Source organism: Aquamicrobium lusatiense (assembly GCF_014201615.1).
GTDB lineage: Bacteria > Pseudomonadota > Alphaproteobacteria > Rhizobiales > Rhizobiaceae > Mesorhizobium > Mesorhizobium lusatiense.
The window spans coordinates 2,140,455-2,154,677 of record NZ_JACHEU010000001.1 but is presented as its reverse complement, the minus strand read 5'-3'; the positions used below and the strand labels follow the sequence as shown (position 1 = coordinate 2,154,677).

The window sequence follows — 14,223 nt, the reverse complement described above, 5'->3', positions numbered from 1 at the left end:
CATGCATGACCTGGCTTTACCTTCCTCCGGACGCGCTTCCGGGGCCGGAGACGCATGCCTCTTCGGCCTCTCCCTCTGCTCCGGCGCGGGCGGTCTCGACCTCGGGCTGCACCTCGCGTGCCCCGGATATCGTGCTGTGGGCCATGTCGAACGGGAAACCTACGCCGCAGCCACTCTCGTGGCGCGGATGGAAGACGCGTCCCTGGATCACGCGCCTGTCTGGGACGACGTTGGAACCTTCGACGGCCGCCCATGGCGCGGCGCGGTGGACATCGTTACTGCGGGCTATCCGTGCCAGCCGTTCTCCGTCGCGGGCAAGCGCCGGGGTGCGGATGACCCGCGCCACCTCTGGCCCCATGTCGCCCGCATCATCGGCGAAATCAAACCGCCCTTCGTCTTCCTCGAGAATGTCGCCCATCATCTCCGCCTCGGCTTCCCCGAAGTCGCCGCAGGACTGGTCGGCATGGGCTACAAGCTTGCGGCAGGCCTCTTCACGGCGGCGGAAGTCGGCGCGCCCCACAAACGCGAGCGGCTGTTCATCCTCGCCATCCGCGAGGGGGACGAGCTGGCCGACCCCGCGCGCCTGCTCTGGCACCCGATCGAGTGGCGGGAACCGGACGGAACTGCTGCGCCTCTGGCCGACGCCGAGGGCCAGCGCCAACGAGAACCGGCAGACGAAGCCGACGCCATCGCAGGAAGCAGGCCAGCACGGCATGAACCTGGCGACCACGGCCGCGCTCTGGCCGACGCCGCAGATCGACAGTTTCCGCAGCCGGGGTGGCGAGCGGAGGGACGAGAAAGGTCTGGACCGCATGGCGCGGGATTGGCCGACGCCGATGGCGAACGACGGCTGCAAGCCGAGCGCGGGCAATCGCCGGACGGCGGACCTGACCCATGCGGCGGGGATGTGGATGACGCCGACGGCCCGCGATCACAAGGACGGGGCGACGACGCTGGCGAACACGCCGGTCAACGGCCTGCTTGGCCGCCAGGTCCTGGTGATGCCGATGGCTGGGAGCGATACCTCCGAGCCGCGCCGGACCTTGAACCCGCTGTTCGTCGAGGCACTGATGGGCTGGCCCACCGGGTGGACCGGCTTCGCCTCTGTGGCAATGGCGTGGTCCCCCTGGTTGCGGCGCATGCGCTGCGAACTCTCGCGGCTGAATTGCTGGCCGATGGATGAGGCGGCGACATGAAGCAATCACGCCTCATGTCGCTGGTCGAGTCCGTCGCCAACGTGATCGTCGGCTACGGCGTCGCGGTCATGACGCAGATCCTGATCTTCCCGATCTTCGGCCTGCACACGACGCTGGCGCAGAACCTGAAGATGGGCGCCATCTTCACCATCGTGTCGATAGCGCGTTCCTTCGCCTTGCGGCGGGTGTTCGAGGCGATCCGGATGCGGACCGCCAAATGATCGACCGCCGCCCCGGAGGGACGGCGGCCATCAACTTGTCGGGTCTGGTGCGTCAGGCTGCGGGGAGTTTGTACACGCGCCCCCGGTTCTCGACCTTCTCCGAGGTCACCTCGAGCCCGAGTTTCTTCTTCAGCGCCCCGGCCATCGCGCCGCGCACCGTGTGCGACTGCCAGCCCGTCGCGGCCATGATCTCGTCGATGGTCGCGCCGTCCGGCGCGCGCAGTATGGCGATCAGCGTGGCCTGCTTGGTGCCCTCGCGCGGCGTGCGCATCTTGCGCGCGGTCTCGGCCCCGGTGGGGGTATCAGGCGCGGGCTCCTTGGTCGGCGCGTCCGTCGCGCCCGCAGGCGCGAGGTTCGCGTCCTCGGGCTCGATCCCGATGGCGGCGAGGCCTGCCTCGGTGGCGATCAGTGTGACGCCGTGGCCGTCGCCGGTCTCGCGCCAGACGAGCTCGCCCTTGCGCATGTCCGCGTCGGCCTCCTGCAGGAACCCCTTCGCGAGCATCGCGCCGACCACCTTGGCGGCAGCTCCGCCGCGCAGGCTCTCGGGCAGCGGCAGGGCGATGTGCTCGTGCCGCTGGGCGGCGGCGCTCAGGATCAGGGCTTGGGTGTCGGAAAGCTTGGTCATCGTCGTCTCCCGTATCGGGGCGCGCGGAATGCGGGCCCTTCTACGAGGTCGAGCCCGCCAGTCGGCGGGCGGGACCGGGACCGGGTCGTCTCATTCGGCGTATTCGCCTTCCTTGAAGGCGCTGTCGGTGATCTCGCGCAGCTTGGCGCGGTAGTGGTTGAGGGTGCCGACATGGCCCCAGTTGATCTCGTCGGGGTGGGTCTCGAAATGCTCCGCGCTGAGGGCGGCGAGCCGCTCCAGCATCGCGTCGATCTCGGTCTTCGCGGCGATGAAGGCGTCGAGGGCTTTCGTGTTGTCGGTCGCGCGGCGGGTCATCGGGGTGGCTCCTTTGTGAGTTGCATCGCTTCGTTGGAGTGACGTTCGCTCCGGTCGCGACGCTTATCAACTCGATAAGCACATGATTCGGAATGATAATCGGAGCCGTCGATGCAGGGCATGAGCGAGCGCCAGTACGCCGCGCATGTCGGGTTGTCGCGTGGCGCGATCCAGAAGGCGAAGACCGCCGAGCGGCTGGTTCTCTATCCCGATGGCAGCATCAACGCGGCCGCCAGCGACGCCCGGCGTGCCGAGACGACGGACCCATCAAAGACCCGCAAGCCGCCCGCGCCGAAGCTGAAGCCCGTTCCCGAAGCGGCGGTGGCCGCCGTCGGCGACACGCTGCGCGAACAGGGGCTGGCAGTCCCCGCCGTCGGCGGCGGGGCGACCTTCCTGCAGGCGAAGACCGCGAACGAGGTGCTGAAGGCGCAGGAGCGGCGCATCCGGCTCCAGAAGCTGAAGGGGGAGTTGATCGAGCGGGCCCGCGCGCTGGCGCTGGTGTTCCGGCTGGCGCGGGAGGAACGGGACGCATGGGTGAACTGGCCCGCGCGCGCCGCCGCGCTGATGGCGGCAGAGCTCTCGGCCTCGAGCAGCGACGCGACGGGCCAGCAGATCGCCGTGGAGTCCGCCGCGATGCAGAAGGTCCTGGAGAAACATGTACGCGCCCACCTCATTGAGCTCGCCGAGGTCCGGCCCGACTTCCGGTGAGAGCGGCGATGGCCTGACGGACTTCGACGGTGCGGGCGAGATCCTGCGCGCCTGGGGCGCAGGGCTGCGGCCCGACCCAGACCTGACCGTTTCGGAATGGGCGGACCGGCACCGGATGCTCTCGGGCCGCGCCTCGGCCGAGCCCGGGCGATACCGCACGGTGCGCACGCCCTACATGCGCGAGATCATGGACCGGCTGTCGCCCGGCGACCCCACGCAGCGGGTCGTGTTCATGAAGGCCGCGCAGGTCGGCGCGACCGAAGCCGGGAACAACTGGATCGGGTTCGCCATCCATCAGGCGCCCGGGCCGATGCTGGCGGTCCAGCCGACGGTGGAGCTGGCGAAACGCAACTCTCGGCAGCGGATCGATCCGCTGATCGACGAGAGCCCGGAGCTGCGGGAGCGGGTCAAACCGGCGCGCTCGCGCGACGCGGGCAACACGATGCTGTCGAAGGAGTTCGCGGGCGGCATCCTGATCATGACCGGGGCGAACTCGGCGGTCGGGCTGCGGTCCACCCCGGCGCGGTACATCTTCCTCGACGAGGTCGACGCCTATCCGGCCTCGGCCGACGAGGAAGGCGATCCGGTGACACTTGCCGAGGCGCGGTCGCTGACCTTCGCGCATCGGCGCAAGGTGCTGCTGGTCTCGACGCCGACGATCCGGGGTCTGAGCCGGATCGAGCGCGAGTACGAGGCATCCGACCAGCGCCGGTTCTTCGTGCCGTGCCCGCATTGCGGCGCGATGCAGTGGCTGAAGTTCGACAGGCTGCGCTGGCAGAAGGGCCGCCCGGAGACGGCGGAGTATCACTGCGAGGGCTGCGACGCGGCAATCGCGGAACACCACAAGACGGCGATGCTGGAGGGCGGCGAATGGCGGGCGACCGCCACGGCCGCCGATCCGACCACGGTCGGGTATCACCTCTCGGCGCTCTATTCGCCGATCGGCTGGCTGAGCTGGGAGCGGATCGTGCGGGCTTGGGACGCGGCCCAAGGGTCGGACGAGGCGATCAAGGCGTTCCGCAACACGATCCTCGGCGAGACATGGGTCGAAACCGGGGAAGCCCCCGACTGGCAGCGGCTCTACGACCGACGCGAGAGGTGGACATCCGGAACGGTGCCTGCGGGCGGGCTGTTCCTGACCGCCGGGGCCGACGTGCAGAAGGACCGGATCGAGGTCGATGTCTGGGCATGGGGGCGTGGTCTGGAAAGCTGGCTCGTCGATCACGTCGTGATCGAGGGCGGGCCGGATCGGCATGACGCATGGTCGGAGCTGACCGCGCTGCTCGACCGGTCCTGGCCGCATGAACGCGGCGCGCAACTGCGGATCGCGCGGCTCGCCATCGATACCGGCTACGAGGCCCCGGCGGTCTATTCCTGGTCGCGGGCGCAAGGCTTCGCGCAGGTCTCGCCGGTCAAGGGCGTCGAAGGGTTCAACCGCTCGAGCCCGGTGTCTGGGCCGACCTTCGTCGACGCGACCGAGGGCGGGAAACGCCTGCGGCGCGGGGCGCGGCTCTGGACCGTGGCGGTGTCGACCTTCAAGGCCGAGACCTACCGCTTCCTGCGGCTGGCGCGGCCAACCGAGGAGGAGATGGCCGAAGGCGCGGCGTTCCCGCCCGGCTCGGTGCACCTTCCGCATTGGGTCGAGAACGAATGGCTGAAGCAGTTCGTGGCCGAGCAGCTGGTGACGGTGCGCACCAAGCGCGGCTTCGCCCGGCTGGAATGGCAGAAGCTCCGCGAACGCAACGAGGCGCTGGATTGCCGGGTCTATGCCCGCGCCGCCGCCTGGATCGCGGGCGCGGACCGCTGGCCCGACGAGAAATGGCGCGACCTCGAGGATCAGCTCGGGGCCGCCCCCACCGACACCGATCCCGCCGGACAGATCAACCGGCCGGGACAGGCCCCGCAGGGCAAGCGCCGCTCCGACTGGCTCGGGCGGCGCGGAGGATGGTTCTGAAGATGACCGACTGGACGGAAACCGAGCTCTCGGCGCTGCGCCGGGCCTATGCCAGCGGCACGACCCGGGTCAGCTATGACGGCAAGTCGGTGGACTACGGCTCGGCCGAGGATCTTCTGGCGCGCATCCGCACCATCGAGCGCGCCATCGCGGGCACCACACGGCCGCTGCCCGTGGCCGGGCTCGCAGGCTTCTCGCGCGGGGATCGCTGATGTCGGCGACCTGGTTCGATCACGCCATCGCATCGGTGGCGCCGCGCATGGCCGCGCGTCGCGTGCTGGCGCGTCAGGCCTTCGAGACCCTGACGCGGGGCTATGACGGCGCTGCACGCGGGCGGCGGACGGAGGGCTGGCGCGCGCCGGGATCCTCGGCCGATACCGAGATTGGCGTGGCCGGGGCGCTGCTGCGCGACCGGATGCGCGATCTGGTGCGCAACAACCCGCATGCGGCCAAGGCCGTGGCGGTGCTGGTGAACAACATCATCGGCGCGGGCATCATGCCGCGCGCCGCCAGCGGCGACGACAAGCTCGACCGGAAGGTCGATGCTCTCTTCGAGCGCTGGACGGCGGAGTGCGACGCCGACGGCCAGCTCGACTTCTACGGTCTGCAGACGCTGATCTGCCGCGAGATGGTCGAGGCGGGCGAGGTGCTGGTGCGGCGCAGGCTGCGGCGGTCGAGCGATGCCCTGCCGGTGCCGCTGCAGTTGCAGGTGCTGGAAGCGGACTTCCTCGACGCCACCAAGTCCGGAGCCCTCGGCGCAGGCCGCCTCGTGCAGGGGATCGAGTTCGACCCGGTCGGGAAGCGCCGGGCTTACTGGCTCCATGCCGAACATCCCGGCGACGCCTATGGGGCCTTGCAGAACGGTCTGCAGAGCCGCCCGGTCCCCGCGACCGAGATCGCCCATGTCTACGAGAAGCAGCGCACGCAGGCGCGCGGCGTCCCTTGGGGCGCGCCGGTGATCCGGTCCTTGCGCGATCTCGACGACTATGAAGTAGCCGAACTGGTCCGCAAGAAGACCGAGGCCTGCGTCACCGCCATCGTCTTCGGCGACGACGAGGCGCAGCAGGGCATCGCGCCCTCCGTGGTCGATGCCGACGGCAACCGGGTCGAGCAGTTCGAGCCGGGGCTGATCGCCTATGCGCGCGGCGGCAAGGACATCCGCTTCAACCAGCCCTCGGCCACCGGCGGCTATGGCGAGTACAAGCGGGCCAGCCTGCACACGATCTCGGCCGGCTTCCGGGTGCCCTACGAGCTGCTGACCGGGGACCTGTCCCAGGTGAACTACTCCTCGATCCGGGCGGGGCTGGTCGAGTTCCGCCGCCAGATCGACGCCGTCCAATGGCAGCTCTTCATCCCGATGTTCTGCGCGCCGGTCTGGCGCTGGTTCACCGAAGCCGCATGGGCGGCGGGGCAGATCCCGTCGCCGACCGTGCCGGTGGAATGGTCGCCGCCCAAGTTCGAGGCGGTGGATCCGCAAAAGGACGCGATGGCGAACCTGCTGTCGATCCGCTCCGGCACCATGACGTTGGCCGAGGTGATCGCCCGGCAGGGCCGCAATCCGGACGCGGTCCTGGCGGAAATCGCCGCGACCAACGCCAAGCTGGACGCGCTGGGGCTGGTGCTCGACAGCGATCCGCGGCGGGTGACCAAGACCGGCAGCGCGCAGAGCAGCGATCCGACGAACGACGACCCGGCCGCCGACGAAACGGACACCGACGACCCGGCCGCCAACGCGGACAATGACCCGGCGCAGGCCGACCAACAGGACTGACCTTCATGGACACGATGATCGAACTGCCGGCCATGCGCCGGTCGGCGGAGCTTGCGCCGAACACGGCCGATGCCGACAGCCGCACCGTCGAGGTGGTCTGGTCGGCGGGGGCGCGCGTCCGGCGCGCGACATTCTTCGGGGAGCCCTACGACGAGGAGCTGAGCCTCGATCCCGCCCATGTCCGGCTCGACCGGCTGAACGCGGGCGCGCCGTTCCTCAAGGTGCACGAGCTCGACACGCTCGACGCGGTGATCGGCTCCGTCGTGCCGGGCTCGGCCCGGATCGAGAACGGCCGCGGCATCGCGCTGGTGCGGATCAGCGAGCGTGCCGATGTCGAGCCGATCTGGCGCGACATCCAGGACGGGCACATCCGCGCGGTCTCCATCGGCTACCAGGTCCACCGCTTCGAGGTCTCGAAACCCGAGGCCGCCCGCGAACTCTGGCGCGCGGTGGATTGGACGCCGTTCGAGGTGTCCGCCGTCGCGGTCGGCGCCGACCCCGCCGCGGGCTTCCGCGCCCAGCATCCCCTTCACGACTGCGTCCTCCACCGCCGGGACGCCCCTTCAAGCACGAAAGGACCGATCCCGATGACCGACAAGACCCAGACCCCGGCGAGCGACGCCGCAACCCCCGCCACCACCCAGCCGACCGCGCCGGTCGAAACCGAGGACACCACCATGACCGAGCCGAAACCGGCTGCGCCCGACCCGAAGGTCGCCGCCAGTGAGACGCGCGACCAGCCGAAGACGCAGGCAACGCCTGCGCCCGACACCGAAGCGGTTGCCACCCGCGCCCGCGAGGCCGAGCGCGACCGCGTCTCCACCATCTACGATCTCGCGGGCCGCCTGAACCTCGAGCGCGGCTTTGCCGATGATCTGGTCAAGCGCGGCGTCAGCGTCGACGAATCCCGCCGCCTGATCCTCGACCAGGTCGCCGCGAAGTCGGACGAGACCCGGACCTTCGGCCATGTCTCCGTCCCGCTCGGCGGCCGGGACGAGCGCATCACCCGCCGCGACGCGGTGGCGAACGCGCTGCTGCACCGCTACAGCCCGACGCTGTTCCAGCTGGAGGACGCCGCCCGGCAGTATCGCGGCATGACGCTGCTGGAACTGGCCCGCGAAAGCCTCGGCAATGCCGGGGTGAACACGCGCGGCCTCTCGCGCGACGAGGTGGCGACGCGGGCCCTGCATTCGACCTCGGACTTCCCCGAGATCCTGTCGGCGGTGACCAACAAGACCCTGCGGCAGGCCTACGAGGCCTATCCCCGCACCTTCATGCTGTTCTGCCGCCAGGTGCTCGCCACCGACTTCAAGGCGATGCACCGGGTCCAGCTCGGCGAAGCGCCGCAGCTGCTCGAGGTCGGCGAAAGCGGCGAGTTCAAGCGCGGCACGCTGGGCGAGAGCAAGGAGAGCTACAAGGTCAAGACCTATGGCCGGGTGGTGGCGATCACCCGTCAGACGCTGATCAACGACGATCTCGACGCGTTCACGCGGATCCCGGCGATGTACGGCAACTCCATCGCGCAGCTCGAGTCGGATGTGGTCTGGGGCATCATCACCGCCAACCCGGCGATGGCCGACGGCAACGCGCTGTTCCACACCACCCACAAGAACCTCGCGGGCACCGGCGCGGCGCTGGCGGTCGATGCGGTGGGCGCGGCGCGCGCAGCGATGGCCAAGCAGACCGGCCTCGACAAGAAGACGGTGCTGAACGTCCGCCCCGCCTTCCTGATCGTGCCCGCCTCGCTGGAACTGAAGGCCGAGCAGCTGGTCGCCCAGAATCTCGTGCCCGCGTCCAGCGGGAACGTGGTGCCGCAGTCGATCCGCACCCTCGCGCCGATCAGCGAGCCCCGGCTCGACGCCGCCAGCGAGACTGCGTGGTACCTGGCGGCCAGCCCGAACCAGATCGACACCATCGAGTACGCCTATCTCGAGGGCCAGCAGGGTGCCTACATCGAGACCCGCAACGGTTTCGACGTCGACGGCGTCGAGATCAAGTGCCGTCTCGACTTCGGCGCCAAGGCCATCGACTGGCGCGGCCTCTACAAGAACCCGGGCGCGTAACCCGCACCCCATGCTGAACCCTGACACGCGGGCGGTCCAATCGGGCCGCCCTTCGTCTTTCCACGAGGACCCTCCCCATGAAAAACTACGTCCAGCCCGGCAACACCATCACCCTGACCGCGCCCTATGCCGTCGCCTCCGGCGATGGGCTGCTCGTCGGCTCCATCTTCGGCATCGCCGCCGGAGACGCCGCCCTCGCCGAGCCCGTCGAGACCGCGCTCGTCGGCGTCTTCGACATCACCAAGGTTGGCAGCCAGGCCTGGACCGTCGGCGCCAAGGTCTACTGGGACGACACCAACAAGCGCTGCACCACGGTCGCAACCGACAACATCCTCATCGGCGTGGCGTTCGAGGCGGTGGCGAGCGGCGCGGGTGACACCGTCGGCCGGGTGCGGTTGAACGCGACGTTCTGATGAGCGCCTTCGCCGCCGCCGTTGGCGCGCTCTTCGCCGATCCGAATATCGGCCGGGACGCGGTCTACATCGCCGACGGTGGCGCGCCCGTACTGGTGCGTGTCGTGGCCCGGCGCGCGGACGCGGTCACCGACTTCGGCGACGCACGGCTCTGGTCCGAGACCACCCGCATCGACCTGCGCGTCGCCGAGGTGGCGAACCCGCGCCCCGGCGACCGTATCGAGATCGACGGGGACGCCTTCCTCATCCAGGGCGAGCCCGTCCGCGACCGCGAGCGGCTCGTCTGGACCGTCGATCTGAGGCCCGCGTGATGGCCATGAAGCTGAAGCTCGACATTGATCCCGACATCGTCGCGATGATGGCCGCCGAGGTCGCGGCGGGCGAACGCGCGGTGACCGCCGCCATGCGCGAGGCCGGAACCGGGCTGAAGTCCGCATGGCGGCTGCAGATCACCGGCGCGGGGCTCGGCACACGGCTGGCCAACTCGATCCGGCTCGCCAACTTCCCGAGGTCGGGCGAAAGCCTGGATGCGGCGGCGCTGGTCTGGTCCAAGGCCCCGGTGATCGTCGGCGCCCATGACACAGGGCCGCTGATCCGCTCGAAGAATGGCTTCTGGCTGGCGATCCCGCTGCCTGCGGCAGGCAAGTCCCTCCGCGGCGGAAGTATCACCCCCGGCGAATGGGAACGACGGCGCGGGTTGCGCCTGCGCTTCGTCTATCGGCGCACGGGTCCGAGCCTGCTGGTGGCGGAAGGCCGGCTGAACACGAAGGGCCAGGCTGTGGCGTCGCGCTCGAAGACAGGGCGGCGAAAGGTTACGGCGCCTATCTTCCTGCTGGTGCCCCAGGTCAAGCTGCCGAAGCGGCTGGATCTGGCGCGGGACGCGGAGCGTGCACATGAGACCGTGCCGGGGCTGATCGTGGCGAACTGGGTGGAGGTGCGGCTGTGATTACGTTGGATCGCCAAACGCCGCAGCCGGTGCGAATCCGCCGGATCGATCACCCGGCGCAGCACGACAGCTTCGCGACATCCTTGTCGAAGGTCTGCGCAGCGAGTTTCAGGCCCTCGACCGTGGTGAGATAGGGGAAGATCGTCTCGCCGAGCGCCTTGGTGGTCATGCTGGCCTTCAGTGCCATGGCAAGGGTCTGCACGCTGTCGGCGCCCTCCGGCGCCATGATCACGCCGCCCAGAAGGCGGTCGGTCCTGGCGTCCGCGACCAGCTTGATGAGCCCTCGCGTGTCGCGAGCGGCGAGCGCGCGGGGCACGTTCTCGAGGGCCAGCAGGCTGGTCTTGACGTCATGGCCCGCCGTGCGCGCCTGTTGTTCGGTCAGCCCGACGCCGGCGACCTGTGGGTCGGTGAATACCACCCACGGCATCGCGGCGTTGTCGTAGCGCTCGGACCCACCTAAAACCGCGTTGCGGGCCGCGAGCTTGGCGCCATACGCGGCCATGTAGACGAACTGGTCCCGGTCCGTCACATCGCCCGCCGCATAGATGCCGGGGCGTGTCGTGGCCATGTCGTCGCCAACCTTGATCGCGCCGCGTCGATCGGTCTCGATGCCCATTTCGGCCAGACCCAGTCCTTCGGTGTTGGGCGCGCGTCCGGTGGTCAGGACAAGGTGGTCCGCGGTCAGATCGCGTACGGTGCCGTCAACCGTTACCGTCAGAACGGCGCGGTCGCCGTCGCGCCGCGCGGCGTCATAGGTCACGCCGTCGAGGATCGTGAGACCTTCGGCACGCAAGACCTTGGCGAGCGCTTCGGACACCTCCGGCTCGATGCGCGGCAAAAGGCGCGAGCGGCAGACGATGGTGACGCAGGTGCCCATCCGCGCCATCATTTGCGCGAGTTCCACGCCTATGTAGCCGCCGCCGAGGAAGATCAGGCTCTCGGGCAGCCGCTCCAGCTCCAGGAGCGACGTGCTGTCGAGCGTAGGGACGTCCGGGGTACCGGGGATGTCGGGAACGGCGGGCCGCCCGCCGGTGGCGACGATGACCTTGGGGGCTGTGATCTTGCGCCCGCCGATTTCGACGCCGCCTTCGACCAGACGTGCCGGACCCTCGTCGAGATAAGTCACGCCATCGTAGCCCGGCAGCAGGTCGACATATTTCTTCTGGCGCAGCGTCGAGACGAGATCGTCCTTGGCCGCGACCAGCGCCGCCCAGTCGGCGACCTGCGCCTCGCCCTTGAGGCCCGGGAACCGATGCGCCGACTGCGCGCCGTGCACAGCCTCGGCGGCGCGGATCATCGTCTTGGACGGCACGCAGCCCACGTTCACGCAGGTCCCGCCGATGGTGCCATGACCGATCAGGGCAATCCGCTTGCCTCCTTCGGCGGCGGTGATCGCGGCCGAGAACCCGGCCGAGCCGGCACCGATCACGGCAAGGTCGAAATCGTCTTTCGGGGCGCAGTCGTCTTTCATTGGGTCATCCGTCCGTTCGAGTGTTCAGTCGCCGCTGCCGCCGTCAGACGGCATGGACCTGTAAAAGGCGCCCAACAGCCACCCGCTGCGAGCCATCCCTTTCGGGCCGGGCGATCCGCGGTCGGGCTGCCCGTTCGGTCGTCTGCAAGCTCCCTGTCGCGTACCTCTCGTCTGCTATTGATGAGGGGTGTAGGGTCTGTAGCGACTACAGGCTCAAGGGGAAACTGACCGATGACCGATCACGAGAGCGAGAGCGGCCTCACACGCGGAGACCTGGCCCGGACGACCGGCTGCAACATCGAGACGATCCGCTATTACGAGAAGACTGGCCTGCTGCCCGACCCGCCCAGGACGGGCGCAGGCTACCGCATCTACTCCTCTGTGCACGCCAGGCGCCTGCGCTTCATCCTGCGCGCGCGCGAACTCGGGTTCTCAATGGAGGACATCCGCGGATTCATGGGGCTCGAAGACGGTGCCGCGCCAACTTGCGCAGAGGTCAAGGAGCGGACCGAGCGCCACCTTGCCGATGTCCGCGCGAGGATCGCGGATCTCAGGCGCATCGAAATCGTCCTCACCGAGACCGCATCCAAGTGTTCGGGCGCCGAGGTTCCGGACTGTCCGGTGCTCGACGCAATTTCCAGGTCCGCCAATCCATGACCTCTCGCGAAACCATCCTCGCCGCGCTGCACGCGCGGCTCTCGGCGCTGCCCGCTACCGCCCTGCGCGGTGAGGTGCTGCCCGAGCGCGTCCCGGCCGAGGGCCTGCTGATCCTGCGCGATGGCGAGCCGGGGGAGCCCGAGGTCACGCTGTCGCCGCTGGCCTACCACTACCAGCACCGCGCCGAGATCGAGGCGGTCGTGCAGGGCACCGACCGTGACGCTGACTTCGACACGCTGATCGCCAGCATCGGGGCTGCGCTCTCGATCGACCGCACACTCGGCGGCCTCTGCGACTGGGTCGAGGCGGAAGCGCCGCGCCCGGTCGATCTGCCGGTCGAGGGCGCGGCCAGCCTGAAGGCTGCCGTCATCCCGGTGGTGCTGCATTATTCCACGGCCGACCAGCTGGCCTGACCCAACCGATCATAGGAGACGAACATGGCACGAGCCCAGGGGGCGCGGGCGCTGATGGCGCTTGCGTTCGAGACCACCTATGGAACGCCGCCCGCCAGCGGCTTCACCCGCATGCCCTTCGCCAGCACCTCGCTCGGCGCGGAGCAGCCGCTGCTGAACTCGGAACTGCTCGGCTACGGCCGCGATCCGCTGGCGCCGATCAAGGACGCGGTGACGGCCGATGGCGACGTCGTCGTGCCGCTCGACGCGGAGGCCTTGGGCTTCTGGCTCAAGGCGGCCTTCGGCGCGCCCACGACTACGGGCGTCGAGGCCCCGTACAGCCACGAGTTCCAGTCGGGGTCCTGGACACTGCCCAGCATGTCGATCGAGACCGGCATGCCCGAGGTGCCGCGGTACGCGATGTATTCCGGATGCGTGCTCGACCAGATCACCTGGCAGATGCAGCGCTCCGGCCTCCTGACCGCGACGGCCCGGCTGGTGGCGCAGGGCGAGACGGTGGGCACGACCACCAGCGCCGGAACACCCGCTGCGCTGGAGCTTAAGCGCTTCGGGCATTTCAACGGGGCGATTACCCGCAATGGGACCGCCTTGGGGAATGTGGTCTCGGCCGAGATCACGTACGCCAACAACCTCGACCGGATCGAGACCATCCGGAACGATGGTCGCATCGACGGCGCGGACCCGTCCATCGCCGCGCTGACCGGCCGGATAGAGGTGCGCTTCGCCGACCAGACGCTGGTGACGCAGGCCATCAACGGCGAGGCCTGCGAGATGGAATTCGCCTACGTCCTGCCGTCCGGCGAGAGCTTCACCTTCACCGTGCACGCCGTCTACCTGCCGCGTCCGCGCATCGAGATTTCCGGGCCGCAGGGCGTGCAGGCCACCTTCGACTGGCAGGCCGCGCGCGACAGCGTCGTCGGCCGGATGTGCACCGCAACCCTCGTGAACGATGTGGAGACGTATTGATGCTGACGCTAGACCTGACCAACGCGCCGCGCTGGCATGACCTCGCCCCGGGCGTGCGGGTGCAATTGCGACCGCTGACCACAGCGCTGATGGTGGCGACACGCAGCGACCCCGCCGTCGAGGCGGTGCCCGAGGAGGCTTCCGACGAGGAGCGCGCGGTTGCCTTCGCCAAGGCGCTGGCGCGACGGGCTGTGCTCGGCTGGGCGGGCATCGGCGATGCCGACGGCAACCCGATCGATCCCAGCCCGGAAGCCATCGATGCTCTGCTCGACGTCTGGCCGATCTTCGAGGCCTTCCAGCTGACCTACGTCTCGAAGGGCCTGCTGCTGGAACAGGAAAAAAACGCCTCCGCGCTCTCGCCGAATGGTCCTTCGGCGGGGGCGAGCGCTACTGCGAAGCCTGCGCGCAAGCCTGCCCGGACTGCCCGGCGCGGCTGAACCGCCCGGAAACTCCGGAGGGTTGGCAGGTCTGGGACCTCGTCGGCCGTCTGGGTGGCCAGCTGCG

At 69.3% G+C, this 14,223-nt stretch carries 17 protein-coding genes and 1 pseudogene; 15 read left to right on the top strand and 3 right to left on the bottom strand.

Annotation, left to right across the window (positions count from 1 at the left end):
- Position 1: 1 nt before the first annotated feature.
- The 3 genes and pseudogenes from HNR59_RS20775 to HNR59_RS10280 all read left to right on the top strand — a co-directional run.
- Positions 2-508: pseudogene (locus HNR59_RS20775) on the top strand (DNA cytosine methyltransferase); the annotation flags it as partial.
- A gap of 205 nt (positions 509-713) precedes the next feature.
- Positions 714-1,196 carry a hypothetical protein gene (locus tag HNR59_RS20770; protein ID WP_246374704.1) on the top strand — a complete coding sequence of 161 codons (483 nt, stop codon included), beginning with the start codon at positions 714-716 and terminating at the stop codon, positions 1,194-1,196.
- A complete protein-coding gene (locus tag HNR59_RS10280; protein WP_183829501.1) occupies positions 1,193-1,417 on the top strand; it encodes a DUF7220 family protein in 225 nt (74 codons plus the stop codon). The genes HNR59_RS20770 and HNR59_RS10280 overlap by 4 nt, the downstream gene beginning before the upstream one ends.
- Positions 1,418-1,469: 52 nt before the next feature.
- Here the strand turns inward: HNR59_RS10280 and HNR59_RS10275 are convergent, their stop codons facing one another.
- Complete coding sequence (locus HNR59_RS10275) at positions 1,470-2,042, bottom strand: DUF3489 domain-containing protein (protein ID WP_183829498.1); 573 nt, start codon at positions 2,040-2,042, stop codon at positions 1,470-1,472.
- A gap of 90 nt (positions 2,043-2,132) precedes the next feature.
- Positions 2,133-2,357: a hypothetical protein gene (locus HNR59_RS10270; RefSeq protein WP_183829495.1), complete on the bottom strand. Its 225-nt coding sequence runs from the start codon at positions 2,355-2,357 to the stop codon at positions 2,133-2,135.
- 111 nt (positions 2,358-2,468) lie between these two features.
- Between HNR59_RS10270 and HNR59_RS10265 the strand changes: the two genes are divergently transcribed.
- From HNR59_RS10265 to HNR59_RS10230, 8 genes are all read left to right on the top strand, one after another.
- Complete coding sequence (locus HNR59_RS10265; protein ID WP_183829492.1) at positions 2,469-3,065, top strand: hypothetical protein; 597 nt, start codon at positions 2,469-2,471, stop codon at positions 3,063-3,065.
- On the top strand, positions 3,013-5,019 hold the full coding sequence (locus HNR59_RS10260; RefSeq protein ID WP_183829489.1) for a phage terminase large subunit family protein: 2,007 nt from the start codon (positions 3,013-3,015) through the stop codon (positions 5,017-5,019). The genes HNR59_RS10265 and HNR59_RS10260 overlap by 53 nt, the downstream gene beginning before the upstream one ends.
- A gap of 2 nt (positions 5,020-5,021) precedes the next feature.
- Positions 5,022-5,231, top strand: a complete 210-nt coding sequence (locus tag HNR59_RS10255; RefSeq protein WP_028030714.1) for a phage head-tail joining protein — start codon at positions 5,022-5,024, stop codon at positions 5,229-5,231.
- Complete coding sequence (locus tag HNR59_RS10250; protein ID WP_183829487.1) at positions 5,231-6,790, top strand: phage portal protein; 1,560 nt, start codon at positions 5,231-5,233, stop codon at positions 6,788-6,790. Before HNR59_RS10255 ends, HNR59_RS10250 begins: the two co-directional genes overlap by 1 nt.
- A gap of 5 nt (positions 6,791-6,795) precedes the next feature.
- Positions 6,796-8,853, top strand: coding sequence for a prohead protease/major capsid protein fusion protein (locus HNR59_RS10245; RefSeq protein WP_183829484.1), 2,058 nt, complete (start codon positions 6,796-6,798; stop codon positions 8,851-8,853).
- 77 nt (positions 8,854-8,930) lie between these two features.
- Positions 8,931-9,266: a DUF2190 family protein gene (locus tag HNR59_RS10240; protein WP_183829481.1), complete on the top strand. Its 336-nt coding sequence runs from the start codon at positions 8,931-8,933 to the stop codon at positions 9,264-9,266.
- Positions 9,266-9,577 carry a head-tail joining protein gene (locus HNR59_RS10235; protein ID WP_115379843.1) on the top strand — a complete coding sequence of 104 codons (312 nt, stop codon included), beginning with the start codon at positions 9,266-9,268 and terminating at the stop codon, positions 9,575-9,577. Before HNR59_RS10240 ends, HNR59_RS10235 begins: the two co-directional genes overlap by 1 nt.
- Positions 9,577-10,212: a DUF6441 family protein gene (locus tag HNR59_RS10230; RefSeq protein WP_246374556.1), complete on the top strand. Its 636-nt coding sequence runs from the start codon at positions 9,577-9,579 to the stop codon at positions 10,210-10,212. The genes HNR59_RS10235 and HNR59_RS10230 overlap by 1 nt, the downstream gene beginning before the upstream one ends.
- A 49-nt stretch (positions 10,213-10,261) precedes the next feature.
- On the opposite strand, the gene merA is transcribed toward HNR59_RS10230, so the two are convergent.
- On the bottom strand, positions 10,262-11,683 hold the full coding sequence (gene merA, locus HNR59_RS10225; protein WP_183829478.1) for a mercury(II) reductase: 1,422 nt from the start codon (positions 11,681-11,683) through the stop codon (positions 10,262-10,264).
- A 231-nt stretch (positions 11,684-11,914) separates the two neighbouring features.
- Between merA and HNR59_RS10220 the strand changes: the two genes are divergently transcribed.
- Genes HNR59_RS10220 through HNR59_RS10205 form a run of 4 tightly spaced genes read left to right on the top strand, consistent with a single transcriptional unit; the run spans position 11,915 to position 14,156 of the window.
- Entirely contained in the window at positions 11,915-12,340 is a 426-nt protein-coding gene (locus tag HNR59_RS10220; RefSeq protein ID WP_183829475.1) for a MerR family transcriptional regulator, read from the top strand.
- The gene (locus tag HNR59_RS10215) at positions 12,337-12,753 is read left to right on the top strand and encodes an acyl-CoA transferase (protein WP_183829472.1); all 417 of its coding nucleotides are present in this window, start codon (positions 12,337-12,339) and stop codon (positions 12,751-12,753) included. The genes HNR59_RS10220 and HNR59_RS10215 overlap by 4 nt, the downstream gene beginning before the upstream one ends.
- A gap of 24 nt (positions 12,754-12,777) precedes the next feature.
- A complete protein-coding gene (locus HNR59_RS10210) occupies positions 12,778-13,719 on the top strand; it encodes a phage tail tube protein (protein ID WP_183829469.1) in 942 nt (313 codons plus the stop codon).
- Positions 13,719-14,156 (top strand): hypothetical protein, encoded by a 438-nt coding sequence (locus tag HNR59_RS10205; protein ID WP_183829467.1) that lies wholly within the window; start codon positions 13,719-13,721, stop codon positions 14,154-14,156. The genes HNR59_RS10210 and HNR59_RS10205 overlap by 1 nt, the downstream gene beginning before the upstream one ends.
- The last annotated feature ends 67 nt before the right edge of the window (positions 14,157-14,223 follow it).

Coding starts and splice junctions, on each gene's coding strand:
- HNR59_RS20770 (WP_246374704.1), top strand. CDS start 714: ATGAACCTGGCGACCACGGCCGCGCTCTGGCCGACGCCGCAGATCGAC.
- HNR59_RS10260 (WP_183829489.1), top strand. CDS start 3,013: ATGTACGCGCCCACCTCATTGAGCTCGCCGAGGTCCGGCCCGACTTCC.
- HNR59_RS10265 (WP_183829492.1), top strand. CDS start 2,469: ATGCAGGGCATGAGCGAGCGCCAGTACGCCGCGCATGTCGGGTTGTCG.
- HNR59_RS10210 (WP_183829469.1), top strand. CDS start 12,778: ATGGCACGAGCCCAGGGGGCGCGGGCGCTGATGGCGCTTGCGTTCGAG.
- HNR59_RS10220 (WP_183829475.1), top strand. CDS start 11,915: ATGACCGATCACGAGAGCGAGAGCGGCCTCACACGCGGAGACCTGGCC.
- HNR59_RS10215 (WP_183829472.1), top strand. CDS start 12,337: ATGACCTCTCGCGAAACCATCCTCGCCGCGCTGCACGCGCGGCTCTCG.
- HNR59_RS10270 (WP_183829495.1), bottom strand. CDS start 2,357: ATGACCCGCCGCGCGACCGACAACACGAAAGCCCTCGACGCCTTCATC.
- HNR59_RS10245 (WP_183829484.1), top strand. CDS start 6,796: ATGGACACGATGATCGAACTGCCGGCCATGCGCCGGTCGGCGGAGCTT.
- HNR59_RS10205 (WP_183829467.1), top strand. CDS start 13,719: ATGCTGACGCTAGACCTGACCAACGCGCCGCGCTGGCATGACCTCGCC.
- HNR59_RS10255 (WP_028030714.1), top strand. CDS start 5,022: ATGACCGACTGGACGGAAACCGAGCTCTCGGCGCTGCGCCGGGCCTAT.
- HNR59_RS10250 (WP_183829487.1), top strand. CDS start 5,231: ATGTCGGCGACCTGGTTCGATCACGCCATCGCATCGGTGGCGCCGCGC.
- HNR59_RS10275 (WP_183829498.1), bottom strand. CDS start 2,042: ATGACCAAGCTTTCCGACACCCAAGCCCTGATCCTGAGCGCCGCCGCC.
- HNR59_RS10280 (WP_183829501.1), top strand. CDS start 1,193: ATGAAGCAATCACGCCTCATGTCGCTGGTCGAGTCCGTCGCCAACGTG.
- merA (WP_183829478.1), bottom strand. CDS start 11,683: ATGAAAGACGACTGCGCCCCGAAAGACGATTTCGACCTTGCCGTGATC.
- HNR59_RS10235 (WP_115379843.1), top strand. CDS start 9,266: ATGAGCGCCTTCGCCGCCGCCGTTGGCGCGCTCTTCGCCGATCCGAAT.
- HNR59_RS10230 (WP_246374556.1), top strand. CDS start 9,577: ATGGCCATGAAGCTGAAGCTCGACATTGATCCCGACATCGTCGCGATG.
- HNR59_RS10240 (WP_183829481.1), top strand. CDS start 8,931: ATGAAAAACTACGTCCAGCCCGGCAACACCATCACCCTGACCGCGCCC.